We start from the raw sequence: 23,961 nt of genomic DNA on the forward strand, positions 1-23,961 counted from the left end.
CAGACTTAGCTACAGCCAAGGCACGCGTGCCGTTTTCCGGTTCTGTGAAAAATATATACTCCCGGAGGAGTCTGCGCACTTTTGGATCGGGGGGGATTGGAATCCCTCGCGACAATAGTCTTCTACAGGACTCGGTGCCACTCCCCGCAAAGTCCGCATACGGAATGATGAACCTGTGAGTGTGTCCGTCCAGATTTGTGGTCTCAACAAGTTTGCCTCAGTTCTCCTGCCGCACGTCTCGTAAGTAGGCCAGGATGCGGATCGTGAGGCCATCGCCGAAACAATGCCCGTACGTATACAGGTGTTCGGCCACCGCCCCATTGCGCGGCGCAGATCCATTGCTGGTGTCGCGGCCCGGTACCGCCAGCAGTTGGGGCTTTGGGTGGTCAGGTGCAGGATGCCCCTCTCCCCCCGCACTACTTGATGGCTTCGAAGATCTGTCGTCATTGTTTTCAGACATGCGTTTGCCCATGACATCCTCCGTAGATAGAGCATTTTCTAACTACTGTGCGTCATGGCACCCCCCCCTCATTGTCGGCATCACCCCTGACCTTGATCGGCCATATTTTTTCGATAGTTGCCAACCATCCCGGTTTTGGGAGTGCAAGCCTTCGGAGCGTCAGTGGGAACTCTCTCCCCCAGAAAACAATCAGGGGCATGGTCCTGCAATGTCCATCGCGATACTGGACGACATGAATTTTAGAAAAGAAACCCTGTGCAGGATACTCTCCCAGAATGGCATTCGCTTCGTACAGTTTAAGGATCAGAGCTTTCATCAGACGCTGGCGCTCGAACGGGTGAGAATCATACAGAAGCACACTGGACCAGCCGCTACAGAGAGCAAAGCGGCGGAAAACTCGATACAGAGTGTGGGGAGCAAAATAGATCGGTCCCTTTCTGGTCGAAAGCGCCAAGTCTCCTGGCGGGCATCGATCAATAATGGTGTCCAGTTCCTTCAAAAATTGGCCAATATCCAACCATCCCAACGGGATCTCGCTGCAATCCAGTTGGGCAACGTTTGTGAGCCGGACGGTGGGTGGAATTAAGAAATTTTCCTCCTTCATCTGGAATGACAGGACTGGAATCTCTCGCCACGCGCGTGTCAGAGATGGCAGATTTGGTGAAATATCGTCGAGTTCAGCCGCCCTGGCTCGCATTTGAGCTCGACGCAGGGGTGCGCACAGTGGAGATGAGCCGCTAATATCGATGTGGTGAGTCCAGACAGCCGTGGAGACCGCATCGCGTTCAGACTGGCCCAGGCGTTCCCCGACAAATTGTCGGAGCCAGGCAGCACTAATCACCGGATGATACCGCACCCCGCCACTCTTGTGCAGGTAGTTCGAGATGTCAGCCCCCAGGATAGCAATAACCAGCAGCCGGTATTCAATCAGCCTCGTCGGCGGAATAATCCCTACCATTTCACTAAGAACTCGGGATGCATGTTCAGCCAGACTTACCTGCTTGAGAATCTCGGAAGCGTGGGGTCTAAACCAGCTGTCTGCGTCGTCGGAGTCAGAAACCGAAGAGACAACCGCGCATTCACGCTCAAGGAGCAGCAGGAGCTCCATCGCTATCTCGCAGTAAACCCCTTTTAAGTATGGAGCTACGAAATTTGTCCATATGTGGCCGACCGTCGCGGCCTGAAAGAGAGGCGCTTGGCTCATATATCCCCTCCAAACGTTATCTGTCTTTTCAGCTTGTAATGTCGTGCATTTTGCACCTTTCGCCGGATCTGTTTTATCCGGCGCATCGTATCGTCGGAGATCGCAACGCCAAAAATCGCCTCGATTTCTGCCGCCACCACTACGGCCATAATCCTCTCGGCGTTCATGTACCTGCCGTATACATATCGTTCCCATTTGTTGAGATCCGCAGTCTCAGCGAGGCGTGACCGACGGACTCGGGGCAGTGCGGCTAGTTGCACTCGCAGGAGTGTATTGTTACCCCACGCCCACCCAAGGAATTCCAAAATGTAGAGGTCTCGTTCACGGTCGAGGGTTTGAGTGAACACGTTACACCCTATCAAATACCTGATAATTTTCTGCGGGATGCCGTACCTGGCCGCCATTTTTTTCACTGCATCGTTATAGTTCATACTGCCTCCGTGATCTTGATGCTGATGCTTGTGTGTATATTGTGCAGGGGTGCAACAGCTATCGGGTTGCGGAGTGTTGGCGCAATGATACCGTCAGCGGATTTCACTATCCGCAGAGGTTGGCAACCGGCAGGCAGGACAGAAATTTCAGGAAAGAAACTGGGGTGAGCGTTACAAGAGGGCGTAAGATCGGTCTTTTATAAAACGTCTTTACTTTGACGGTTTTCAGATCGTCGTGCCGGGAGAGTCTCACCCTTCAGGCAGGCGTATGAGCAGTCGTTGACTCCATATTGGCACGAGTGTATTACAAGAAGACTGATCGCTTTCCGTCATCCCTACGCGAGCGTTACCCCGCTGCGACAACGCGAACAGTCTGATAATCGCAAAAGCAGGTACGTGCCCCATGGCCATCAAGAAATCCGAAATCTATTCATCCCTCTGGAAAAGCTGCGACGAACTGCGCGGCGGGATGGACGCCTCCCAATACAAGGACTACATCCTGGTCCTTCTGTTCGTGAAATACGTCTCCGACAAATACGCCGGCCGGCCCGACGCCCTTATTGAGGTGCCTGAAGGAGGGAGCTTCTCCGACATGGTGGCCCTGAAGGGGGACAAGGAGATCGGCGATAAGATCAACACGATCATCGGGAGACTGGCCGAGGCCAACGATCTGAAGGGGATCATCGACGTGGCCGACTTCAACGACCCCGACAAGCTGGGGAAGGGGAAGGAGATGGTGGACCGGCTTGACAAGCTGGTCGGCATCTTCCAGGGGCTGGACTTCAGCGGCAACCGGGCGGAGGGGGACGACCTTCTCGGCGACGCCTACGAATACCTCATGCGGCACTTCGCCACCGAGTCGGGGAAGAGCAAGGGACAGTTCTACACCCCGGCCGAAGTGTCGCGCATCATGGCCAAGGTCATCGGCCTCAACGGGGCCAGAAGCGCCGACCAGACCATCCATGACCCCACCTGCGGCTCCGGCTCCCTGCTCCTGAAGGCCCACGACGAAGCCCGGAGCAGTACCGGCCTCGATCTGGCCATCTACGGCCAGGAGATGGACAACGCCACCGCCGCCCTGGCCCGCATGAACATGATTCTCCACGATTGCCCCACGGCGGAGATCTGGAAGGACAACACCCTTTCTGCCCCCCACTTCAAACAGGGCAACCACCTGAAAACCTTCGACTTTCTCGTGGCAAATCCCCCTTTCTCAACCAAGGCCTGGAGTAACGGCTTCAACCCGGCCGAGGACGAATACAGGCGCTTCGAGCTGGGGATTCCCCCGGTCAAAAACGGCGACTACGCCTTCCTGCTCCACATCCTCGCCTCCCTCAAGAGCACCGGCAAGGGGGCGGTGATTCTCCCCCACGGGGTCCTCTTCCGGGGGAACGCCGAGGCGGAGATCCGCAGAAACCTCGTCCGCAAGGGGTACATCAAGGGGATCATCGGGCTGCCGGCCAACCTCTTCTACGGCACCGGCATCCCGGCCTGCATCATCGTCATCGACAAGGAGCACGCCGCCGCCCGCACCGGCATCTTCATGATCGACGCCAGCAAGGGGTTCGTTAAGGACGGCAACAAGAACCGCCTGCGCCACCAGGACATCCACAAGATCGTCGACGTCTTCACCCGCCAGACCGCCATCGACAAATACTCCCGCATGGTCAGCAGGGCCGAGATCGAGGCCAACGACTACAACCTCAACATCCCCCGCTACATCGACGCCACCGAGCCGGAAGACCTCCAGGACATCGAAGCCCACCTGAAGGGGGGAATCCCGGACCGGGACGTGGAGGGGCTCGCCTCCTACTGGAGGGTCTGCCCCGGACTCAAGGGGGAGCTCTTTGCCCCGGCGGACCGGCCGGGCTACAGCCGGCTTGCCGTGGAGGCCGGCAGCATCAAGGCCACCATCTTCGGCCACCCCGAATTCGCCGCCTTCACCCTTTCGGTCTCCGACCGCTTCGCCCGCTGGCAGGGCGTCGTCACCCCCACCCTGAAGGGGATCGCCGCCGGCAGCCATCCCAAGGAGCTGATCGAGGAGATCAGCGAGGGGCTCCTCGCCGCCTTCGCCGATCTCCCCCTCATCGACCCTTACGACGTTTATCAGCACCTCATGACCTACTGGACCGACACCATGCAGGACGACGTCTACCTCATCGTTGGCGACGGCTGGCAGGGGACGCCGGACCTGATCCCGCCACCCCTCATTGTGGGCCGCTACTTCGCGGCGGACAATGAGAGAATTGAGCAGTTGGAGGCTGAGCGGGACGCCGTGGGCCGCCGGATGGAAGAGCTGGAGGAGGAGAACGGCGGCGAAGAGGGGCTTCTGGAAGAGGCCCGGACCGACAAGGGGAAGCTCACCGCCAAGAGCGTCAAGGACCGGCTCAAGGCGATCCGGCACGACCGGGAGGCGGACGACGAGCGGCAGCTCCTCACCGATTACCTGGAGCTGATCGAAGAGGAAGCCGCCGCCGGCAAAAAAGTGAAGGAGGCCCGCAAGGCCCTCGATGCCAGGGTTGCGGCCAAGTACGCCACCCTGACCGAGGCTGAGGTGAAGGCCCTGGTGGTGGATGGCAAGTGGCTGGCCACCCTGGCCGCCGACGTGCAGACCGAGCTGGACCGGGTATCCCAGGCCCTTGCCGGGCGGATCAGGGAGCTGGCGGAGCGCTACGCCACGCCGCTGCCGCGGTTGACGGTGGAGGTAGAGGAGTTGAGTGCCAGGGTGGGTGAGCACTTGCAGCGGATGGGGTTTGTATGGGAGTGAGGCCGGGGCACAAGCAGACCGAGGTGGGGGTGATTCCGGAGGAGTGGGAATGCTCTCGATTAGGTTGTCACCTGCGAGAGCCTATAAAGAACGGGTATAGCCCAATTTGCCCCTCTCATCCCACAGGAGTTTGGATACTTTCGCTCTCAGCAGTATCGTCAGACGGCTTCAATATTACGGGCGTAAAACCTGCGCCGGCTAATGACCCGAAAATCATATCGAATCTTCTGTCAGCTGGCGACCTTGTCATCAGCCGATCCAATACACCAGATAGGGTTGGTCTTGCGGGCATATATCCAGGTTATCCAAAGCCATGTTCTTATCCCGACCTCTTGATGCGGGTCCGTTTACGGGAATCTCTAAACCAGGAATTCTTGCTTCTTTGGCTTCTTTCGACATTTGGGCGTCGATTTTTTTCAGACAATGCACGCGGTTCAAGCGGCTCGATGGTTAAAGTGGATCGTAAAATTGTGGAATCTTTTCCCGTCCCTGTACCACGGCCTTCAGAACAACGCGCCATCGCCGCCGTCCTCTCCGACGTGGATGCCCTCATCGCCTCGCTGGACCGGCTCATCGCCAAGAAGCGCGACATGAAGCAGGCCGCCATGCAGGAACTGCTGACCGGCAAGCGCCGCCTGCCGGGGTTCAGTGGGGAGTGGGAGGTGAAGAGGCTGGGGGATTTGTGTGAAAAGATTACTACAGGGAAGCTAGATGCAAATGCAATGGTACCTGATGGAGAATATCCTTTCTTTACCTGTGCTAGAGAACGTTACGCAATAGATACCTTCGCTTTTGATGCGGAAGCATTATTAGTTTCTGGGAATGGGGCAAATGTTGGCTACATTCATTACTATAAAGGTAAATTCAATGCATATCAGCGAACTTATGTTTTAACGGGGTTTAATGCAACCATTCAATATATAAAGCGTTACATGGAACGAAATCTCCAAGATCGTTTGAGATCAGAAGTTAATGCTGGCAATACACCTTACATTGTTATGAGTACGTTAACTGATATGCTCATTTCTCTTCCGAGAAATTTCTCCGAACAAACCGCAATCGCCACCATCCTCTCCGACATGGACACCGAGATCGCCGCCCTGGAACAAAAGCGCCACAAAACCCAGCTGCTGAAGCAGGGGATGATGCAGGAGCTGTTGACCGGGAGGACACGTCTGGCATGATTGAGTAAAATTACTCAACGACTGAGTAAAATTGATTGTGCCCTGAATTGCCGTATGATATAAGGCGGTTATGAACTACGAACGTCCCCTTTTATCAACCCTTCGCGCTGCCTTGTCCCGTCCGACCCCGGTGGTCCACGTTCTGATCGGCCCGCGGCAGGTGGGAAAAACCACCATCGCCCGCCAGATTCAGGAATCCATCGGCATCCCCTCCATCTACGCCACCGCAGACAGCCCGGTACCGCTGGATTCGGCCTGGATTGAGACCCAGTGGCGCCGTGCCGTGGCCGAAAGTGCCCCGTCCGGCGGCCCGGTGCTCCTCATCCTCGACGAGTTGCAGAAAGTACGGGGGTGGAGCGAAACCCTCAAGCTCTTCTGGGATAACCGCTCCGGCGGACCGGAGATCCGCGTGCTGATCCTCGGGTCGTCGGCCCTTCTGATGCAGGAGGGGCTGACCGAAAGCCTTGCCGGCAGGCTCTTTCTGCATCGCTGCACCCACTGGGGCTATCCGGAGTGCCGCGACGCCTTCGGCTGGAGTCTGGAGCAGTGGCTCTATTTCGGCGGCTATCCGGGCGCTGCCTCCTTTGTCGACGATGAGACATCGTGGAAGCGCTACATTGCCGACTCCCTGATCGAAACCGTGCTGGCCCGCGACGTTCTCCAGATGAGCAAGGTCGCCAAGCCGGTGCTGCTGCGCCACCTCTTCGCCCTGGCCGCCACGCTCCCCTCCCAATGCGTCTCGTACACCAAGATGCTCGGCCAGCTTCAGGACGCCGGCAACACCACCACCCTGGCCCACTACCTGAAACTGCTGGAATCCGCCTTCCTTGCCAGCGGCCTGGAGCTGTTCTCGCGGGGCGTGCAGAGGAAACGGGGCAGCAGCCCCAAGCTGCTGCTCTGGAACAACGCCCTCGTAAATGCCCTTTCCACGCGGAGCATGGCCGATGCCATCGCCGATACGATCTGGTGGGGGCGGCTGGTGGAGAATGCCGTCGGCGCACACCTGTGCAACGGCCTTCCCTCGGTTGAATACGACATCACCTACTGGCGTGAGGGTGATTACGAGGTCGATTTCGTGGTGGCCAAGGGGCGCGACATCTGGGCCATCGAAGTAAAGAGCGGCAGGAGCGGCAAAGCCGCGGGCCTGTCACGCTTCCGCACCCGTTATCCCGAAGCCAGAGCGCTGCTGGTGGGGGGCCAGGGCATCCCGCTGGAGGAGTTTTTCGACAGGGACGCGGCGAGCTGGTTCGTAGGGTGACATGCAGGAGATGATGCAGGAGCTACCGGCGGGGAGGATCAGGCTGGTATGACGAGGTTCATCGAAAAACTAAAATAAGCCGCCGGCCTATTTTAGATATCGGGCAAAATCTAAAATAAGCATGGCAGGGTTTATAGAAAATTATTCGAGAGTATACGAATATTGCCGTATAAATCAGTATAAATTCCTATGACGGCGGACCATGCCGGTTTTCGACGCCGGAGCATAAAGCCAGGAGAAGGGTTCACGCATGACTCCCGTAGGTCAGATCGAAAAGAAGACCCAGAACCGCATCGTCGGCCTGTTCCGCGACACCCTCAGCTATGATTACCTCGGCAACTGGACCGACCGGGAGAACAACCGCAACGTCGAGCCGGACCTGCTGCGCCCCTTCCTCCAGCGGCAGGGCCACGACGACACCCTTATCAGCCGCGCCCTCCACCAGCTCGACAAGACCGCCGGGGACCAGAGCAAAAACCCCTATGACCGCAACAAGTCGGTGTATGATCTGCTCCGCTATGGGGTGAAGGTGAAGCCCGAGGCGGGGGAGAATACCGTCACCGTCTGGCTGATCGACTGGGCAAATCCATTACGAAACGACTTCGCCATTGCCGAGGAGGTGACCGTCAAGGGGGCCGATGCCAAGGCGAATACCAAGCGGCCGGATCTGGTGCTCTACGTGAACGGCATCGCCCTGGGGGTGCTGGAGCTGAAGCGCTCCACCGTCTCCGTGGCCGAGGGGATCCGCCAGAACCTGGACAACCAGAAGCAGCTCTTCATCCAGCACTTCTTCGCGACCATGCAGCTCATCATGGCCGGCAACGACACCGAGGGGCTCCGCTACGGCACCATCGAGACTCCGGAAAAGTATTACCTCACCTGGAAGGAAGAAAGCCCCGTCGGGAATCCCCTGGACCGGGCCGTGACCCAGCTCTGCGGCAAGGCTCGCTTCCTGGAACTGATCCACGACTTCATCGTTTTCGATGCCGGTACCAAAAAGCTCTGCCGCCACAACCAGTACTTCGGCGTCCGGGCCGCCCAGGAGCACGTGCAGCGCCGCGAGGGGGGGATCATCTGGCACACCCAGGGGAGCGGCAAGAGCCTCACCATGGTCTGGCTGGCCAAGTGGATCCGGGAGAACGTGACCGACGGCCGAGTGCTGATCATCACCGACCGGACCGAGCTGGACGAGCAGATCGAGAAGGTGTTCCTGGGGGTTCACGAGGAGATTCACCGCACCTCCAGCGGCGCCGACCTCATCGCCCGGCTCAACGCCGCCGCCCCCTGGCTCCTCTGCTCGCTGATCCACAAATTCGGCGGCAGGGAGGACGGCGAGGAGGTGGGGGACATCGCCGGCTACATCGACGAGGTGAAAAAGGCCCTCCCTCCGGACTTCAGGGCCAAGGGGGAGCTCTTCGTGTTCGTGGACGAATGCCACCGAACCCAGAGCGGCGAGCTCCACAAGGCCATGAAGGCCATCCTCCCCAATGCCCTCTTCATTGGCTTCACCGGCACTCCGCTCCTCAAGGCCGACAAGCAGAAGAGCATCGAGGTCTTCGGAGGCTACATCCACACCTACAAGTTCGACGAGGCGGTGAGGGACAGGGTGGTGCTCGATCTCCGCTACGAGGCCCGGGACATCGACCAAGGCATCACCTCCCAGAAGAAGATCGACGAGTGGTTCGAGGCGAAGACCCGGGGGCTGACCGACCTGGCCAAGGCCCAGCTGAAGGCCCGGTGGGGGACTTTGCAGAAGGTCCTCTCCTGCCAGGACCGGCTGGAAAAGATCGTGGCCGACATCCTCTTCGACATGAGTACCAGGCCCCGCCTCATGGACGGTCGGGGGAACGCCATGCTGGTCTCCGGCAGCATCTACCAGGCCTGCAAGTTCTACGAGCTCTTTTCCCGGACCGAGCTGGCCGGCAAATGCGCCATCGTCACCTCCTACCGGCCCTCCCCCGCCGACATCAAGGGGGAGGAGACCGGCGAGGGGCTCACGGAAAAGCTTCGCCAGTATGGCATCTACCAACGGATGCTGGCCGACTGGTTCCATGAGCCGCCGGAGACGGCGGTGAACCGGGTCGAAGAGTTCGAGAAACAGGTAAAAAAGAAGTTCATCCACGAGCCGGGGCAGATGAAGCTCCTGATTGTCGTGGACAAACTCCTGACCGGCTTCGATGCCCCGTCGGCCACCTACCTCTACATCGACAAGCAGATGCGGGACCACGGCCTCTTCCAGGCCATCTGCCGGGTGAACCGGCTGGACGGCGACGACAAGGACTACGGCTACATCGTTGACTACAAGGATCTGTTCAAGAGCCTGGAGGGGGCGGTGCAGGATTACACCTCCGGCGCCCTGGACGGCTACGACCGGGAGGATGTGGCCGGGCTTCTGGAAGACCGCCTGGCCAAGGCGAGGGAAGATCTGGAGGAGGCGCGGGAGGCGATCAAGGCCCTCTGCGAACCGGTGGAAGCGCCCGGCGACACGGCTGACTATCTCCGCTACTTCTGCGCCATGGAGTCGGGCAACGCCGAGCAGCTCAAGGCCAACGAACCGAAGCGGCTGGCGCTCTACCGGATGACCGCGGCCCTTATCCGCACCTTTGCCAACCTGGCCGGGGAACTGGCCGAGGCGGGGTACGGCACTGCGGAGATTGACCTCATCAAGGGGGAGGTGGATCACTTCGAGAAGGTGCGCAACGAGGTGAAGCTGGCCAGCGGCGACTACATCGACCTGAAAATGTTCGAGCCGGCCATGCGGCACCTGATCGACACCTACATCCGGGCCGAGGAGAGCGAGAAGATCTCGGCCTTTGACGATCTCTCCCTCATCGAGCTGATCGTGGAGCGGGGAGAGGATGCAGTCGCTGCCCTTCCCAAGGGGCTCCGGGGCAGCAGGGAGACGGCAGCGGAAACCATCGAGAACAACGTCCGCAAGCTCATCATCGACGAGCAGCCTATCAACCCCAAGTACTACGAGAAGATGTCGCAGCTCCTGGATGCCCTGATCGAGCAGCGGCGCAAGGATGCCATCAGCTACCAGCAGTATCTGGCCGAGATCGTTGCCCTCACCAGGAAGGCGAAGAATCCGGCCGGGGCGGCCACCTATCCGGCGGCCATGACCAGCCCGGCCCGGCGGGCGCTTTACGACAACCTGGACAAGGACGAGGTGCTGGCCGTCGCCGTCGACAATGCGGTCCGAGAAAGCCGCCAGGATGAGTGGCGCGCCAACCCCGTGAAGGTCAAGAAGGTGCGGCTGGCCATCAAGTCAGTGCTCCTGAACGACGAGGTCCGCACCGACAGAATCCTTGATCTTGTGAAGAACCAGCATGAGTACTGAGGCCCACCATATACGAATAAGCGGCATCACCGTGGAGGTGGTCCGGAAGGACATCAAGAACCTGCACCTGGGGGTCTACCCCCCCAATGGCAGGGTCAGGGTTGCGGCGCCGATGGCGGTGAACGACGACGCCGTGCGGCTGGCGGTGATCGGAAAGCTTGGGTGGATTAAGCGCCACCGGGCACGGTTTGCCGGCCAGGAGCGCCAATCATCCCGGGAGTACGTTACCGGCGAGAGCCACTATCTCCAGGGACGGCGCTATCGGTTGAACGTGGTGAACCAGCCGGGGCCGGCCAGGGTGAGCATCCGCAACCGGACCACCATCGACCTCTTTGTGCCGGAGGGGAGCGACACCGCCCGGCGGGAACGGATCATGGTGGCGTGGTATCGTCGCCAGTTGAAAGAGCAGATCCCCCCCCTCCTGGAAAAATGGGAGGAGACCGTCGGCGTCCGGGCCGCCGCATGGGGGGTGAAGCGTATGAAGACCAAATGGGGGGCATGCAACACCACGGCCCGCCGGATCTGGCTGAACCTGGAGCTGGCCAAGAAGCCGGCCCACTGCCTGGAGTACATCGTCGTCCACGAACTGGTCCACCTACTGGAGCGGCCCCATAGTGATCGTTTCACGGCTCTCATGGACCGGTTCATGCCCCAGTGGCGTCTCTACCGGGATGAGCTGAACCGGGCGCCGCTCGGACATGAGGCATGGGGATACTGAAATCTAAAGCCACCCATTTAGCCGTGGCGTGAAATTCCGGCATGTGCGGAGTCGGGGGCGATGTCCAGCGGCCCCACGCCGTGGTCAAATAATACAGGCCAACATATAACCCCACTATCTACGTACGCACGGGCGAAAAGTTCAGGATCCCGCAGAGCGATAAACACGCCCGGACGGCCACCTAAAATTAGCTGTTTCATATCAATGATACCCTTGAGCCCATCATAAAATGTGACGCGAACCTGATAATCATCCAAAGGCTCCACTTCCACTGCTTCCCACGAGAGCATACCCGTCCTCCCATCCTCCAAATTGTCCTATATCCTCACTGATAAGACTAAGAGCGCTGACTTTCGAGCATTTGACATGAACAAGGTCAGGGTGTGCAGGTAAGCCACGAGGTTTTATCATACAAATTTGTTTCCGTATGATAACAGGTCCAACACGGTGCTTACATGGTTTCTCTATGGCGGCCCAGGTAGTAGCCGAGAGAACGCGCTACCCTAGCGAGCATGATAATCCCCTGCTTTTTCACGACTGTCAGCGGGGTAAGATCCCAAATACTATATCGCATCGATGGACCCAGGAATGCCGAAGCTCAGGACTGAATGGGTTGAGTGACGCCTTCCTGTTGCACCCTCGCACAATTCCATACGTAACTCAAAAAATCGTATGGAGGTAGTGCTATGGAAAAGCTGCGGAAAGAAGGTAACGCTGGTTGCGCACTGCATTACGGGGATTGTCTACATGTCATGCCGACATTTTGCTCCGAATCGGTAGATCTGGTCCTGACCGATCTTCCCTATGGCGTATCGCGTAACAAATGGGACAATGTCCTGCCATTGGACAGGCTATGGGACAACATCAACAGGGTGCTCAAACCCAATGGGGCAGCCGTGTTCACATCGACCCAGCCCTTTACGTCCGTCCTGATTGCCAGTAACCCCGCTGACTTTAGGTACGAATGGATATGGGAAAAGTCGTGCGGGTCTTGTCAGTTCAATATTAGGCACCAGCCGCTGAGAGTACATGAAAGCGTCTTGGTCTTCTATCGGCAGAAGCCCGTTTACAATGAGATCAAAATAGCGGATGGCGGAAAACCCTATCAACTCTGGCGCAAAGGCATTACCGGGCAAAATGGGTATGGTAAGCAGAGCGATTCGGAAAAAACCAGCAACGGTGATAGGCACGCACGCAGCGTTTTGAAAATTCCCAACCCTCGCGTGCGTGGCGGACACCCGACCCAAAAGCCTGAGGCACTCATGGAATACTTCATCGCTACATACACCAATAAAGAGGGGGTTGTCCTAGACTGTTGCATGGGTAGTGGGACCACTGGGGTAGCAGCAGCAAATCTTGGCAGGTACTTCATCGGGATAGAAATGGACGAAATGTACTTCGAGATGGCTAAGAATAGGATACTATCTAACGGTTGGTAATCCCAAGCGCGATTACACCCCCAGTTAGGATCATGTTCGGCCGAACCTTTGTGAAGGTGCCCCTGCCCCCGCAGGGGCACCTGACGTTACACTCGCACTGGGCAGGCTAGGATGTTTCGACACTGCCCCATGAGATTTTTCAGTATACTCAGACAATTTATAGCGGCACAGCACCCAGTGCCCGTATGACCTCCATCACCACCCGCCTGTCCCTGGGCGACAGCAAAGCGAACTGCCGGAACGCCGTGACAATCTCCTCGTCAACAAAAATATCCCGCTGATCCGACGCCCCGAGCAAATAGTCTGTCGTTGTGCCTAATCTTTTTGCCATGGCCACGAGCACTGCGTTTGATGGCGAGCGCGTCCCGCTTTCGTACATCGTTATAGTTGGAGGCTTTACATCCAAGGCCGCAGCCAGGTCTCGCTGATTGATTCCCAGGGCTTCGCGACACGCTCGTATCCGTTTTCCCAATTCAACTGCAAAACCATCCATTCCGATCTCCGGTGTGGCGACAACCGTCACATTCACATTTAGTTACTTTTTATTTGACACATAGTTATCTATATGTTAACATATAACTAACTTGATGTGAAGGGAGAGGCTCTATGGAATCATACGACCCGCAGTTGCTGGACTGGATACTGAAAAATCTCGATATCCGCCACCCAGAGATGACCCGGCGCGACATCGAAATGTGGCGTCGACTGCAAAAAAATGATGAACGCAGATTCTACACACATGCCCTTTTGGGGTTTGTCAGACGCCGCCATAGAGACCGCCGCCAAGAGAATTTTTCAAAAGCGGAACTCGAAGAATTTATTGGCGAGTTCCTCCTTAAACTCGATTTCGCAGTCTCTGGAAGGAATGTCGTGACTCTGCCCCTTTTCGACATTGTTGGCAGACGGGCATTGGCCGGCTTTGGTTTACTTCCGACGATACTATCTCACTGACCAATGGGAAGTATTTATGAAAAAATTTCTCGTTGAACTGTTCTATGGCTATCAAGACCAATCCGTGACGCCGTACAAGAAATACTGTAACAAGCAGTGTCAGGGATTCAACAGCCGTCACTGGTACGAGAAAAAGGTCCGCCAACCCGGTCCGTACCTCACCAGCGAAAGCCCGCTCTGGGCAACCGCCAGCAGAACCCAGACCCGCCAAGGATACATCCAACTCATCGCCCGCGATCCCAAAATCGGAGCCATCTACTGGAAAATGGAACGTGGTCTGGGAGCGCGTTCACAGCCGTCAGGTACCTAAGAAACATTTCATTCACCACCTGGACGGTAACCCCAATAACAATAGGCCCGAAAACCTCGTCCGTATGACCACCTCGGCACATACGACAATGCGTAAACTGCTGCTTCAAACCAGAAAAAAGCTGACAAAGCCTGCGTTCGAGCGTTTTAAGCAAGAAATTCTGAGGATTAACGATGACGGAACGGTGCTGTTAACGAAAGCTGTTTTCATGTTTTAAAGCGTACAGGCGGCGGATGGTTTTCCCAGCGTTCAAACCGAATTGTTGCACCCACGCACAATCAATAGGCGGGGGAGCCACCACACTCCCAAATCCCACACTGAGGAGATCGCCTATGCAGAATGCTAACAACCAAATCTGCCGGAAAGACCTGACAGACGAGCAATACGAGGCTATCAATAGGTTGTTCAGCATAATTCTGACCCTGAAATCCAAGGACAGCCATCAAAGAAAAGTGGCATAACGGGGGGACCATGGGAAGAAAAAAGGTCGACATCCCCCTTGGACATGGCAGAAAGACTGCAATCTACATTCGGAAATCTCGTGAAGAGAAGGGAAAGGAAGCACATCGGCTAGTGGCGCAACGGGAGCAGCTGCCTGCCTTTGCAAAGGCGCAGGGATGGCAATACGAGATCTATGACGACGGCAATGCAAGCGCCATGCGCGGGAAGGTGGAACTACTGAAAGAACGGGCACGGCTTGAGATGGACATACGTGCAGGAAAAATTGGCCTCGTTTTATGCATTGAGCTGTCTAGGCTGTCACGCGATGACTCGCTCCAGGACTATGTTTCCTGGCTGTATCTTTGTGCCGAGAACGGCGTGAAACTTGGCACACTGAGCAGAACCCTCGATCCATCCCACTCTTCGGATTGGATGCTGCTCGTGATGGAGGGCGGATTTAGCTCGGTCGAAATGCGGACCATTATGGCAAGAATGCAGGAAGGACGGGAACAGGCTTACCTCGACGGCAAATGGTTGGGCGGAACACCTTCTTCTCCGTACCGTTATGACGCTGAGCGGAAAAATATTGTCATCGACCAGGAACAGCTGAAGCAAATGGAGATACTTTGGACACTTGCAGAGAAGATGAGCGCCAAGGCCGTAGCAAAACAACTCGGCTTGGCAGAAATAACTGTAAGAAGGGCTATCAGTGACGACCGTCTCCTCTTCTACCAGGGACTCCGCGTTCACCCGGAATCCACAGACCACATAAAGTGCGAATGGGAACCAGTCATGAATGATGAGCGGGCGGTCCGTATTCGAGCTGCCCGCCGTGAGCGAAAGAACTATACACATCGGAGACACGCCGCGGCATTGCTTAGCAACCTCGGTCTCGTCTACTGTGGATACTGTGGCCGCACCGTGAAAGTGTGGCAAAACTCGAAAGTGAAATCCGATGGCAGCCGGACAGATTATTACGGCTGCCAGGTAAAAAATGACGCATCGGCATGCCCCAAGTCAAGACTATGCCAGCAATCGGCTCTCAATATTCGAGTCACAGGAAATCTGTTCGGAACACTTGAATTCCTAGATAACCTTAAACGGTATTGGCTGGACGAACAGTCAAAACACGATCCAACGATAGCGCTCAAAGAGCTGGCTCGTGAAGAGGAAAAACTCCAGCTTCGTAAGAATAACCTCGTACATGCCATTTCCGAGGGGATCATCACTCCGGATGACGCCCGGGAAAGAATGGCGGAAATCCAAGGTGGGCTGATGGACGTACAAGCCCGTCGCAACAACGTTATCGAAATAGCGATAGATCCACCACCAGACTGGCATAGCCTCCATCTGACCGAAGCCGAATTCGCTCAACTTGATTTCGGCGAGAAAAGGATGCTTATTAAGGCGGCAATTGAACGAATCGATCTCTATGAGAACTATGCGATCATCACGTACAGATTTCCCCGTCGGCCAAACGGAGACAGGACGTCGCGTATCCATCTCCCGCCACCCAAACGGGGACAAAAACGTAATAAGAGAAGAGCAAAAAAGTGAGGAGGTCGATATGACAAATCATTACTACCTGATCACAACACTTGTTCTTTCAATCGCAGACGCAACAAGTGGTTACTACTTTGCGCCGTATATTGCTGCTTGCTTCTCGACAAACGTCAATGATTTTGAGAAAATGACAGCAAAAATTAGAAAAATGCCTCAGTGGGTGATAGTTATGTATTTTGTTTTGGTAATTTATGCATTGTATTGGCAAAAACCAACATGGGTATGGAGTACGCTAGCTTATATAGTATTTGATATTGTATTCGGATTTGCTTTTGTTGAACTGTTTGCGAAGCGCTATGAAAAGGCTCTGAGAATTTTGACTGAATCCAAAAAAAACCTTAATCATAAGTAGTAGAGTAGACCTGAAAATCCTAACATTGCACACTTTCGAAGAATAAACACGCGTTGCGACATTCCTTTTCATTGAGGTCTATAATGAGAGCAGCGCTATACGCACGGGTAAGCACAACTGACAAAGGCCAGGACGCTGAACTCCAACTTACAGAGTTGAGGCGATTTGCCGAAGCTCGGGGATGGTTATATGAAGAGTTCGTCGACGAAGGAATTTCTGGCTCCAAGAATTCTCGGCCTGCATTGGACAGGCTGATCAAAACGGCGACAAAGCGCCAGGTTGATTGCGTTATTGTCTGGAAGCTTGACCGTTTGGGGCGATCTCTGAGCCACCTCCTTCGATTATTGAACGATTTTCAATCCTTGGACGTAGCGTTCATCTCGTTACGAGAATCGATCGACATGACCACCCCGTCCGGAAAATTGATGGCGCACCTCCTTGGTGCATTCGCAGAATATGAGAGAGAGTTGATCCGAGAAAGAGTAAAAGCAGGGATCGACCATGCCAGAAAAAAGGGGAAGCGTGTCGGGCGGAAGCCGACTCCTCAAGCGGAGCAAGAAGCCGTAACCAACCTGATGTCAGCCGAGCCTACTGCTTCGGTTAGGGCCATTGCTAAGAAGCTGAAAATGTCGCCATCGACTGTTCATCGAATCATCCAGCAGCATCGTTTTCTGGAAAACAACTGAAAAAGGAAGATCCTATGGCACTGTAATACAAGATGTACCACATGGGAGCCGATTCGTTTGCTCGCCAAGTCGAACCGGCAATGCAGCTATTTGGTGACGGTTACAAGCAGGGACTTTACGATTGGTTCAATGGCGGACAGTCTAAAGAGGAGTTGCTGGAAGATGAACTTTTTGCGAAAGGATCTCATGCTGAGTTGGAGGGTGAATACCCCGTCAGCCTTATCCCCCCGATGCTTATTGTTGAAGTGTCCTCGTTAGCTGTCCCAAAAACCCCTGAAACTTGCCCCCTGCGAAGCCCCTATTTACGGGGCTTTCGTTTTTCCGTTTTTGCTGTCCCAAAAAGAGTTGGTTGTGGGACGTATCCGTCAAAGAGAAAATGAGGGGGGCGGGACAATCGCCAAGATTTCTGTGGACCAGCTCCCGTTGCAGGTTGCCATGTCCCCGAGAGCATCCCTTACATCATTGTTACTCTAAATCGCGGCAGTGGCTTGACGCCCTTTGCTGAAGACTGTCAGACCCCACTTCAGGGCAATTCGTCTACAGTGAAAGCCTTCCTGAAATTGGTAGACTTTGGTTCTAAGAGGTGCGCCATGAGACAGCCAACCGAAGTAACCGACCCCGTCTGCGGAATGGAGATTGATGCGGGCTTCGCCGCCGGCAGCCACGGGGCAACCTATCTACTCTTGCAGTCAACACTGCCTTAAGAATTTCGCTTCGATACCGAAGCATTTCTGAAGCCCTCGGAAGGACCGGGGAAAGATGCGGACAGCATCGAATACACCTGCCCCATCCATATTATTTCTATTCCGCTCGGCTTCATCGTCGCCATCGTTGGCTGCCTCGCCTTCCCGAGTCGCCGCTCCGAGAAGATGTTTGACGAAATTTACATTCGCCAGAACACTGGCATTGGCATGGCCAAGGCCATCGATCACTGACGCTCTTTTCACAGAGAAGAGATGTTATGGGGGAAGGGAAACCTTCCCCATTTATTTATTTTCCAGGAGGAAGATGAAGGAAGGATGTTCACGCCCTGAAGGTCCGTTCGACGATAGCCCGGTTATAGGCGGCAATGACTTCCCGTCGCGACAGGATTCCGATGACTCTTCCATTGCCGGAATCCACAACCGGCAGTTCGTCGAGGGGGGTTATGTCCATTTTCCTGAGCACAGCGGCGAGGCTTTCGTCGCCCTGCACGGTGATGGCGTCGGTGGTGGCCATTTCCCCGAGGGGAACTTGGTCCAGGATGTCCGGTTCAAAGACGACACCCAGGAAGTCATGAATCGTTACGACACCGGCCAGACCGCCGCCGGTGTTGACCAGGGGGAAGGTGTGCTGTCGCGGGGTATGGGCGCGTTCCAGGAACTGGCGGATGGTCATCGATTCGGGGAGAACCTCTGCGTCGTGCATCATGACTCCCCTCACCTGGATCTTCTCCAGTACCGTCTCCTCGCGCCCCGCCCTGAGGTCGATCCCCCGGGCCGCCAGGTCGGCGGTGTCGATGCCGTCCTTGCGGAAGTGGCGGGCTACGGCGGTGCCGATGGAGCAGGCGAGCATGATCGGAACGATAACCTTGTAGGAGCCGGTCATCTCGAACAGGAGGAAGATGCCAGTCATGGGCGCATGGGTGACCGAAGTGAGAAACGCCCCCATCCCCACCAGGGCATAGGCTCCTGGTGTTGCGGTCTGGAGCGGGAAGAGGAGGTTTGCCAGGAAGCCGAAACTCATGCCGGTTACGGAGCCTATAAAAAGCGACGGGGCGAAGGTCCCCCCTGGCAGCCCCGACCCGAGGGTGACGCAGGTGGCGACTATCTTGCCGGCAATGAGGAGCGTGACAAGGAGCCATCCCACGTCGTTGCCAACGGCCTTTTCAATGAATCCGTAACCGTTCCCCTGGACCTGAGGGAGAAATACTCCGACGCAGCCGACTAAAAATCCTCCGATTACGGGTTTCCAGAGGGGATTTACCTGGAGCCGGTCAAAAAACGCCTTCGTTTTTCCATAGCCGATAATGAAGATTGCGGCAAGGCAGCCGCACACAATGCCGAGCAAGGCATACAGAACCAGTTCTAGGGGGTGGACGAGCTGGTAGGCCGGTACATCAAAAGCGGGAATATCGCCGTACATGGCCCGGGAGACGACCGTGGCCATGCCGGAAGAGATGACGATGCTTGTGAAGGAGGAGAGCTCGAAGCTGGAGAGGAGGACAATCTCGTGGGCAAAGAAAACTCCGGCGAGGGGGGCGTTGAAGGTTGCCGCTACGCCGCCGGAGACTCCACAGCCGATCAGTACCTTGAGCCGTTCCTCCGACATGCCGAGCAGATGGCCCACCACGGAGCCAGCCGTACCGCCGATCTGGGCGATGGGGCCTTCCTGCCCGGCCGAACCGCCGGAGCCGATGGTGAGGGCCGACGAAATCCCCCTGGTGAACATGAGCCTGAGCGGCAGCCGCCCCCCCCTCAGGTTGACTCTTTCCAGGAAACGGGGGAAGCCGAAGGCCATGTCTTCCTTGTATCTGATGAAGAAGGGGAGCATGAAGGCCGCGCCGATAACGGGGAAGGCAATGGCCCAGAGCCGGTTCGCGTCCCAGACGTCGGGGGAATAGCCGGTCAGCCGGGCGCCGTTGTCGATGATGAGCCAACGGAAAAAATCGATGCATGAGCGGAAGGCGTAGTTGCAGAGCCCCGCCAGGAATCCGATACCCACGGCCAGGACTGCCATGAGGGTGTTTTCGCTGACCCGCAGTCGGGAAAGGAGGGAAAAGACCCCCCGCCGCAGCCGGACGAACCGGCGAAGCAGGTGGAGATCGTGGATCAGGACCAGCGGCGTGGACCAGCGCGGGGGTCTTCGATAGGGTTGGCGCTTCATCGGCAAGGTATCACCATTATGGTGTCGCAGGGTTCACGGCCTCCGGGGAAGCCGTGTCACGGAGTGCGACAGGTTTGTCGAGACTCGTTTGTATTCAAACTATATACTGCCGCATAGTGAAGCCCGCAATAATTTCTTCGTTTCGGATTGTCGATTTTTTTTTGTGCCGCCAACTTTTCCTATGAGTCTACGAGAACTGGTTGCCCGACGCGGGTTGGTCTGGAATTCCACTCCTGGTGCTCTATACTTGAAACCAGGCCGTCATACGGACTCCCTGCAAACGGCCTCATTTCCATGACTGGGAAGAAAAACCATGAGACTTCTCACCGAATGGCTGGAGAAAACGACCGGCATCCCGGCAGAGTTGTATGAAAAGCTCATCACCTCGCTGACCGGCATCTCGGTTCTCTGGCTGCTCCGTTGGCTGATCCTAAAGATGGTGTGGCGGCGCACGGAGAGTTTCCGGGTGCGCTACCAGTGGCGGAAACTGTCCAATTACGTGGCAGTGGCATTCGCAGTTCTCCTGCTGGGGCGGGTCTGGTTCGAGGAGTTTCAGTCGGTCGCCACCTTTCTTGGCCTCCTCTCGGCAGGGGTGGCGATTGCCCTGAAAGATCCGCTGGTGAATGTGGCAGGGTGGCTCTTCATCCTCTGGCGGCGCCCCTTCGACGTGGGGGACCGGATCCAGATCGGCGGCCATGCGGGGGACGTGATCGATCTGCGGGTTTTCCAGTTTACCCTCATGGAGATCGGCAACTGGGTCCATGCGGACCAGAGCACCGGGAGGATCGTGCACGTCCCGAACGGCAAGGTGTTCGTCGACCCCCAGATCAATTACACGCGGGGATGGTTCGATTACATCTGGAACGAGATCGCCGTCCTCGTGACCTTCGAGAGCGACTGGAAGGGAGCGAAGGAAATCCTGCGGAAGATTGCAACCGACCATGCGGCGGATCTGACCGGCGACGCCGAACGGAAGATGGAGCTGTCGTCGCGGGAGTTTATGATCTTCCCTCCCACGCTCACGCCGACGGTCTATACGTCCGTGGAGGAGAGCGGAGTCCTCCTGACTCTCCGGTACCTCTGCGAACCGCGCTGGCGGCGCGAAAGCACCCAGGAGATATGGGAGGCCATCCTGGAGCGGTTCGCCGAGCGCACCAATATCGATTTCGCCTATCCCACCCGGCGGTACTACGACAACGTCACCGAGGGGAAAAGCGGCGCCCGGGCTGCCCCACCCGGGCGGACGGAACCATCATGAGCCTGTTCGAGATCATAGCCATTCTGATGGTCCTCACCGCTCTTTTCGGCTACGTGAACTACCTGACCATCCGCCTTCCGACCACCATCGGTGTCATGCTCATTTCCATGGTCTTCTCCCTCGGGATCGCCGCCATGGGGCTGTTCGGGCTGGAGACAGTCCAGCGCCACGCGATGACCGTACTGGGAGGGATCGATCTCAACGAGGCCTTGCTCCACGGCATGCTCTCGTTCCTCCTTTTCGCTGGGGCGCTCCATATCCGGTTCGATGACCTGGCCGACCAGAAATGGTCCATTGCCCTCCTCTCCACGGTCGGGGTGATCGTTTCCACCTTCATCGTCGGCAGCCTTGCCTGGCTCGTCCTGAAGGCCCTCAATGTGCAGATTCCGTTCATCCACTGCCTCCTCTTCGGTGCCCTGATCTCTCCCACCGACCCGGTGGCGGTGCTCGGCATCATCAAGAGCGCCCGGGTTCCCAAGAGCCTTGAGACTAAGATCGCCGGCGAAGCCCTCTTCAACGACGGCATCGGTGTCGTCATCTTCATGATCATTCTGGAACTGGCCCGGGGAACCGCCGACGTCACCGCCGAAAGAGTCGCGATCCTCTTCCTGGAGGAAGCGGTCGGCGGCGCCCTCGTCGGTCTCGCCGCCGGGTACCTCGTCTACCGGATGCTCCGGCATGTCGACAGCTACCAGGTCGAGATCATCATCACCCTGGCCCTTGCCATGGGTTGTTTCGCCCTGGCGGACCGCCTCCACGCCTCCGGCCCGATCGCCGTCGTCGTGGCGGGACTGGTCATCGGCAACCGGGGTCGCTCCCACGCCATGTCAGACATGACCCGGGAGCACCTGGACCCCTTCTGGGAGCTGGTGGACGAGATCCTCAACGCCCTCCTCTTCGTGCTGATCGGCCTGGAGGTCCAGATCATGACCTTCGCCCCCGCCTACCTGGCCGCGGGGTTGCTGGCGATCGGGATCGCACTCCTGGCGCGCTGGGCGAGCGTGATGGGGACGATTTCCCTCATGCGCCTCTTCCGCTCCTTCAGCCCCGGCGCGGTCCGCATCCTGACCTGGGGAGGGCTGCGCGGGGGCATCTCGGTGGCGCTGGCGCTCTCCCTTCCGAGCGGAGCGGAGCGCAACGTGATTCTCGCCATGACCTACATCATCGTTGTTTTCTCGATCCTCGTCCAGGGACTCACCCTCGGTAAACTGGTGGAACGAATCTATCCGGAAATTCGCAACAACGGAAACGGCACCGGGGGGTGAACCATGGCGACGTCTCCCCAGAAGGCCATTCATGCCGCTCTCGTCGCGAATCTCCTCATCGCCGCGACCAAGTTCGTGACAGCCCAGTTCTCCGGGAGCTCCGCGATGCTCGCCGAAGGGATCCACTCCCTGGCCGACACATCAAATGAGCTTCTCCTTCTCTACGGGAGACGGCGTGCGCTGCTCCCCCCCGACGAGCAGTTTCCGTTTGGCCACGGGAAGGAGGTCTACTTCTGGAGTTTCGTGGTGGCGATCCTCGTCTTCGCCGTCGGGGCGGGGTCTTCCATCTATCAGGGGATAGACCACCTCATGGCCCCACACCCCATCCGGCATTCGAGAGTAAACTACGTGGTGCTCGCGCTGGCCGCGGTTTTCGAGGGTGGCAGCTGGTACGTCTCGTTGCGGGAGTTCAGCAGGACCAAGGGAAAGCGCGGCTACTTCGCCGCAGTCCACCGGGCCAAGGATCCCTCGATTTTCGTCGTCCTCATGGAAGATTCGGCCGCTCTTCTCGGTCTCGGCACCGCCCTTGCCGGCATCGTCCTTAGCCACCTCACTGGCAACTCCATGTACGACGCTTCCGCCTCCGTCGTCATCGGCCTTATTCTCGGGGTGACCGCCAGTATCCTCGCCGCCGAGACCAAGAGCCTCCTGATCGGCGAGAGCGCCAACCGCGAGGTGGTCGAGGGAATCCGGGAGATCGTGCGCTCCGCCGAAGGGATAAAGCACCTGAACGAAATCCTCACGTTGCACATGGGGCCGGAGTTCATCCTCGTGAACCTGAGCGTGGAGTTCGACGACTCGGCCTCGGCGGACGACATCGAGGCGATCGTCGCCGGGATCGACACGAGGATCAAAAGTGTCTACCCCCACGTCAAACGCATTTTCGTGGAAGCCGAGGCCCGGCGGGCCAAGGTGAAGGCCACCGACATGCCGTGACGGCGCGGAACACAGTGGTCACAAAGGAAGTAGCCCCGTCAATTTTCGAAATAGTCCAACGAGCGGTTCGCACCGAATTATTTATACTGGTAGAATTCAAACACGAAACAACCAATTACTATCGAATGGTCGCTCGCAAGAACAGAGGGCCTGCATGACCAAAGATCAAAAGCGACGTTATCCCCCCATTCGCGATTACGCCTTCATCGCCGACTGCCATTCTTCGGCTCTAGTCTCCCGCGCTGGCTCCATCGACTGGTGCTGCATGCCGCGCATCGATTCGGCCAGCTGTTTCGGGCGGTTGCTCGACTGGGAGAAGGGTGGCTACTGCCGTATTCACCCCAAGGAAGGGGACGTGGTTTCCCGCCGTTATCTCGAGCGAACCCTGATTCTCGAGACCCGGTTCACGTCCGCCGATGGCGAACTGCGGGTGCTCGACTTTTTCCCCATGCGCGGGGGGGGGTCGCCACAATCCCTACCAGCAGATTATACGGATTATCGAAGGGGTTCAGGGAGAAGTTGAGGTCGCCCTC

Annotated in this window: 24 protein-coding genes; 17 read left to right on the forward strand and 7 right to left on the reverse strand. The window is 57.1% G+C overall.

Annotated features, from left to right (window positions below; translation table 11 throughout):
- Nucleotides 1–217: 217 nt before the first annotated feature.
- From KJB29_RS01565 to KJB29_RS01575, 3 genes are all read right to left on the reverse strand, one after another.
- On the reverse strand, nt 218–460 hold the full coding sequence (locus KJB29_RS01565; protein WP_215733058.1) for a hypothetical protein: 243 nt from the start codon (nt 458–460) through the stop codon (nt 218–220).
- A gap of 52 nt (nt 461–512) precedes the next feature.
- A complete protein-coding gene (locus tag KJB29_RS01570; RefSeq protein WP_215733059.1) occupies nt 513–1,568 on the reverse strand; it encodes a hypothetical protein in 1,056 nt (351 codons plus the stop codon).
- 92 nt (nt 1,569–1,660) lie between these two features.
- Nucleotides 1,661–2,095, reverse strand: coding sequence for a hypothetical protein (locus KJB29_RS01575; protein ID WP_215733060.1), 435 nt, complete (start codon nt 2,093–2,095; stop codon nt 1,661–1,663).
- Between the two features lie 403 nt (nt 2,096–2,498).
- Between KJB29_RS01575 and KJB29_RS01580 the strand changes: the two genes are divergently transcribed.
- The 5 genes from KJB29_RS01580 to KJB29_RS01600 all read left to right on the forward strand — a co-directional run bounded on the left by KJB29_RS01580 (nt 2,499) and on the right by KJB29_RS01600 (nt 11,362).
- On the forward strand, nt 2,499–4,862 hold the full coding sequence (locus tag KJB29_RS01580) for a type I restriction-modification system subunit M (RefSeq protein ID WP_215733061.1): 2,364 nt from the start codon (nt 2,499–2,501) through the stop codon (nt 4,860–4,862).
- Nucleotides 4,853–6,046, forward strand: coding sequence for a restriction endonuclease subunit S (locus tag KJB29_RS01585; RefSeq protein WP_246560102.1), 1,194 nt, complete (start codon nt 4,853–4,855; stop codon nt 6,044–6,046). Before KJB29_RS01580 ends, KJB29_RS01585 begins: the two co-directional genes overlap by 10 nt.
- A gap of 70 nt (nt 6,047–6,116) precedes the next feature.
- Nucleotides 6,117–7,304 (forward strand): ATP-binding protein, encoded by a 1,188-nt coding sequence (locus tag KJB29_RS01590; protein WP_215733063.1) that lies wholly within the window; start codon nt 6,117–6,119, stop codon nt 7,302–7,304.
- A gap of 250 nt (nt 7,305–7,554) precedes the next feature.
- Nucleotides 7,555–10,644: a type I restriction endonuclease subunit R gene (locus KJB29_RS01595; RefSeq protein ID WP_215733064.1), complete on the forward strand. Its 3,090-nt coding sequence runs from the start codon at nt 7,555–7,557 to the stop codon at nt 10,642–10,644.
- The gene (locus KJB29_RS01600; RefSeq protein ID WP_215733065.1) at nt 10,634–11,362 is read left to right on the forward strand and encodes a M48 family metallopeptidase; all 729 of its coding nucleotides are present in this window, start codon (nt 10,634–10,636) and stop codon (nt 11,360–11,362) included. The genes KJB29_RS01595 and KJB29_RS01600 overlap by 11 nt, the downstream gene beginning before the upstream one ends.
- A 17-nt stretch (nt 11,363–11,379) precedes the next feature.
- Here the strand turns inward: KJB29_RS01600 and KJB29_RS01605 are convergent, their stop codons facing one another.
- Nucleotides 11,380–11,652: a DUF2442 domain-containing protein gene (locus KJB29_RS01605; protein ID WP_215733066.1), complete on the reverse strand. Its 273-nt coding sequence runs from the start codon at nt 11,650–11,652 to the stop codon at nt 11,380–11,382.
- A 396-nt stretch (nt 11,653–12,048) separates the two neighbouring features.
- Between KJB29_RS01605 and KJB29_RS01610 the strand changes: the two genes are divergently transcribed.
- Nucleotides 12,049–12,801: a DNA-methyltransferase gene (locus KJB29_RS01610; protein WP_215733067.1), complete on the forward strand. Its 753-nt coding sequence runs from the start codon at nt 12,049–12,051 to the stop codon at nt 12,799–12,801.
- A gap of 157 nt (nt 12,802–12,958) precedes the next feature.
- Here the strand turns inward: KJB29_RS01610 and KJB29_RS01615 are convergent, their stop codons facing one another.
- Nucleotides 12,959–13,294 (reverse strand): helix-turn-helix domain-containing protein, encoded by a 336-nt coding sequence (locus KJB29_RS01615; RefSeq protein WP_215733068.1) that lies wholly within the window; start codon nt 13,292–13,294, stop codon nt 12,959–12,961.
- A gap of 113 nt (nt 13,295–13,407) precedes the next feature.
- Between KJB29_RS01615 and KJB29_RS01620 the strand changes: the two genes are divergently transcribed.
- The 7 genes from KJB29_RS01620 (at nt 13,408) to KJB29_RS01650 (ending at nt 17,484) form a co-directional block, all read left to right on the forward strand.
- A complete protein-coding gene (locus KJB29_RS01620; protein ID WP_215733069.1) occupies nt 13,408–13,752 on the forward strand; it encodes a hypothetical protein in 345 nt (114 codons plus the stop codon).
- A 16-nt stretch (nt 13,753–13,768) separates the two neighbouring features.
- Nucleotides 13,769–14,062, forward strand: coding sequence for a hypothetical protein (locus tag KJB29_RS01625; RefSeq protein ID WP_215733070.1), 294 nt, complete (start codon nt 13,769–13,771; stop codon nt 14,060–14,062).
- Nucleotides 14,025–14,279: an HNH endonuclease gene (locus KJB29_RS19805; RefSeq protein ID WP_215733071.1), complete on the forward strand. Its 255-nt coding sequence runs from the start codon at nt 14,025–14,027 to the stop codon at nt 14,277–14,279. Before KJB29_RS01625 ends, KJB29_RS19805 begins: the two co-directional genes overlap by 38 nt.
- A 254-nt stretch (nt 14,280–14,533) precedes the next feature.
- Nucleotides 14,534–16,060 carry a recombinase family protein gene (locus KJB29_RS01635; RefSeq protein WP_215733072.1) on the forward strand — a complete coding sequence of 509 codons (1,527 nt, stop codon included), beginning with the start codon at nt 14,534–14,536 and terminating at the stop codon, nt 16,058–16,060.
- Between the two features lie 10 nt (nt 16,061–16,070).
- Nucleotides 16,071–16,418 carry a hypothetical protein gene (locus KJB29_RS01640; RefSeq protein ID WP_215733073.1) on the forward strand — a complete coding sequence of 116 codons (348 nt, stop codon included), beginning with the start codon at nt 16,071–16,073 and terminating at the stop codon, nt 16,416–16,418.
- Between the two features lie 83 nt (nt 16,419–16,501).
- Nucleotides 16,502–17,104, forward strand: a complete 603-nt coding sequence (locus KJB29_RS01645) for a recombinase family protein (RefSeq protein WP_215733074.1) — start codon at nt 16,502–16,504, stop codon at nt 17,102–17,104.
- Nucleotides 17,105–17,145: 41 nt separating this feature from the next.
- The gene (locus KJB29_RS01650) at nt 17,146–17,484 is read left to right on the forward strand and encodes a hypothetical protein (RefSeq protein WP_215733075.1); all 339 of its coding nucleotides are present in this window, start codon (nt 17,146–17,148) and stop codon (nt 17,482–17,484) included.
- A 309-nt stretch (nt 17,485–17,793) separates the two neighbouring features.
- On the opposite strand, the gene KJB29_RS01655 is transcribed toward KJB29_RS01650, so the two are convergent.
- Both KJB29_RS01655 and KJB29_RS01660 read right to left on the reverse strand, forming a co-directional pair.
- Entirely contained in the window at nt 17,794–18,036 is a 243-nt protein-coding gene (locus KJB29_RS01655; protein ID WP_215733076.1) for a hypothetical protein, read from the reverse strand.
- 91 nt (nt 18,037–18,127) lie between these two features.
- The gene (locus tag KJB29_RS01660; RefSeq protein ID WP_215733077.1) at nt 18,128–19,969 is read right to left on the reverse strand and encodes a chloride channel protein; all 1,842 of its coding nucleotides are present in this window, start codon (nt 19,967–19,969) and stop codon (nt 18,128–18,130) included.
- A gap of 313 nt (nt 19,970–20,282) precedes the next feature.
- Between KJB29_RS01660 and KJB29_RS01665 the strand changes: the two genes are divergently transcribed.
- The 4 genes from KJB29_RS01665 (at nt 20,283) to KJB29_RS01680 (ending at nt 23,951) form a co-directional block, all read left to right on the forward strand.
- Nucleotides 20,283–21,227, forward strand: coding sequence for a mechanosensitive ion channel family protein (locus tag KJB29_RS01665; RefSeq protein WP_215733078.1), 945 nt, complete (start codon nt 20,283–20,285; stop codon nt 21,225–21,227).
- Nucleotides 21,224–22,492, forward strand: coding sequence for a cation:proton antiporter (locus tag KJB29_RS01670; protein ID WP_215733079.1), 1,269 nt, complete (start codon nt 21,224–21,226; stop codon nt 22,490–22,492). The genes KJB29_RS01665 and KJB29_RS01670 overlap by 4 nt, the downstream gene beginning before the upstream one ends.
- A 3-nt stretch (nt 22,493–22,495) precedes the next feature.
- Nucleotides 22,496–23,428 (forward strand): cation diffusion facilitator family transporter, encoded by a 933-nt coding sequence (locus tag KJB29_RS01675; RefSeq protein ID WP_215733080.1) that lies wholly within the window; start codon nt 22,496–22,498, stop codon nt 23,426–23,428.
- A gap of 154 nt (nt 23,429–23,582) precedes the next feature.
- A complete protein-coding gene (locus KJB29_RS01680) occupies nt 23,583–23,951 on the forward strand; it encodes a trehalase-like domain-containing protein (protein WP_215733081.1) in 369 nt (122 codons plus the stop codon).
- Nucleotides 23,952–23,961 lie beyond the last annotated feature (10 nt).

This window comes from Geobacter grbiciae, from assembly GCF_018531165.1.
In the GTDB taxonomy this organism is placed as follows: Bacteria; Desulfobacterota; Desulfuromonadia; order Geobacterales; family Geobacteraceae; genus Geobacter; species Geobacter metallireducens.

What these genes read in the sequence shown, in the direction of transcription:
- KJB29_RS01635 (WP_215733072.1), top strand. Translation starts at nt 14,534, where the DNA reads ATGGGAAGAAAAAAGGTCGACATCCCCCTTGGACATGGCAGAAAGACT.
- KJB29_RS01615 (WP_215733068.1), bottom strand. Translation starts at nt 13,294, where the DNA reads ATGGATGGTTTTGCAGTTGAATTGGGAAAACGGATACGAGCGTGTCGC.
- KJB29_RS01665 (WP_215733078.1), top strand. Translation starts at nt 20,283, where the DNA reads ATGAGACTTCTCACCGAATGGCTGGAGAAAACGACCGGCATCCCGGCA.
- KJB29_RS01605 (WP_215733066.1), bottom strand. Translation starts at nt 11,652, where the DNA reads ATGCTCTCGTGGGAAGCAGTGGAAGTGGAGCCTTTGGATGATTATCAG.
- KJB29_RS01610 (WP_215733067.1), top strand. Translation starts at nt 12,049, where the DNA reads ATGGAAAAGCTGCGGAAAGAAGGTAACGCTGGTTGCGCACTGCATTAC.
- KJB29_RS01675 (WP_215733080.1), top strand. Translation starts at nt 22,496, where the DNA reads ATGGCGACGTCTCCCCAGAAGGCCATTCATGCCGCTCTCGTCGCGAAT.
- KJB29_RS01670 (WP_215733079.1), top strand. Translation starts at nt 21,224, where the DNA reads ATGAGCCTGTTCGAGATCATAGCCATTCTGATGGTCCTCACCGCTCTT.
- KJB29_RS01590 (WP_215733063.1), top strand. Translation starts at nt 6,117, where the DNA reads ATGAACTACGAACGTCCCCTTTTATCAACCCTTCGCGCTGCCTTGTCC.
- KJB29_RS01680 (WP_215733081.1), top strand. Translation starts at nt 23,583, where the DNA reads ATGACCAAAGATCAAAAGCGACGTTATCCCCCCATTCGCGATTACGCC.
- KJB29_RS01570 (WP_215733059.1), bottom strand. Translation starts at nt 1,568, where the DNA reads ATGGAGCTCCTGCTGCTCCTTGAGCGTGAATGCGCGGTTGTCTCTTCG.
- KJB29_RS01600 (WP_215733065.1), top strand. Translation starts at nt 10,634, where the DNA reads ATGAGTACTGAGGCCCACCATATACGAATAAGCGGCATCACCGTGGAG.
- KJB29_RS01580 (WP_215733061.1), top strand. Translation starts at nt 2,499, where the DNA reads ATGGCCATCAAGAAATCCGAAATCTATTCATCCCTCTGGAAAAGCTGC.
- KJB29_RS01640 (WP_215733073.1), top strand. Translation starts at nt 16,071, where the DNA reads ATGACAAATCATTACTACCTGATCACAACACTTGTTCTTTCAATCGCA.
- KJB29_RS01625 (WP_215733070.1), top strand. Translation starts at nt 13,769, where the DNA reads ATGAAAAAATTTCTCGTTGAACTGTTCTATGGCTATCAAGACCAATCC.
- KJB29_RS01595 (WP_215733064.1), top strand. Translation starts at nt 7,555, where the DNA reads ATGACTCCCGTAGGTCAGATCGAAAAGAAGACCCAGAACCGCATCGTC.
- KJB29_RS01660 (WP_215733077.1), bottom strand. Translation starts at nt 19,969, where the DNA reads ATGAAGCGCCAACCCTATCGAAGACCCCCGCGCTGGTCCACGCCGCTG.
- KJB29_RS01620 (WP_215733069.1), top strand. Translation starts at nt 13,408, where the DNA reads ATGGAATCATACGACCCGCAGTTGCTGGACTGGATACTGAAAAATCTC.
- KJB29_RS01585 (WP_246560102.1), top strand. Translation starts at nt 4,853, where the DNA reads ATGGGAGTGAGGCCGGGGCACAAGCAGACCGAGGTGGGGGTGATTCCG.
- KJB29_RS01575 (WP_215733060.1), bottom strand. Translation starts at nt 2,095, where the DNA reads ATGAACTATAACGATGCAGTGAAAAAAATGGCGGCCAGGTACGGCATC.
- KJB29_RS01565 (WP_215733058.1), bottom strand. Translation starts at nt 460, where the DNA reads ATGTCTGAAAACAATGACGACAGATCTTCGAAGCCATCAAGTAGTGCG.
- KJB29_RS01645 (WP_215733074.1), top strand. Translation starts at nt 16,502, where the DNA reads ATGAGAGCAGCGCTATACGCACGGGTAAGCACAACTGACAAAGGCCAG.
- KJB29_RS01650 (WP_215733075.1), top strand. Translation starts at nt 17,146, where the DNA reads ATGGGAGCCGATTCGTTTGCTCGCCAAGTCGAACCGGCAATGCAGCTA.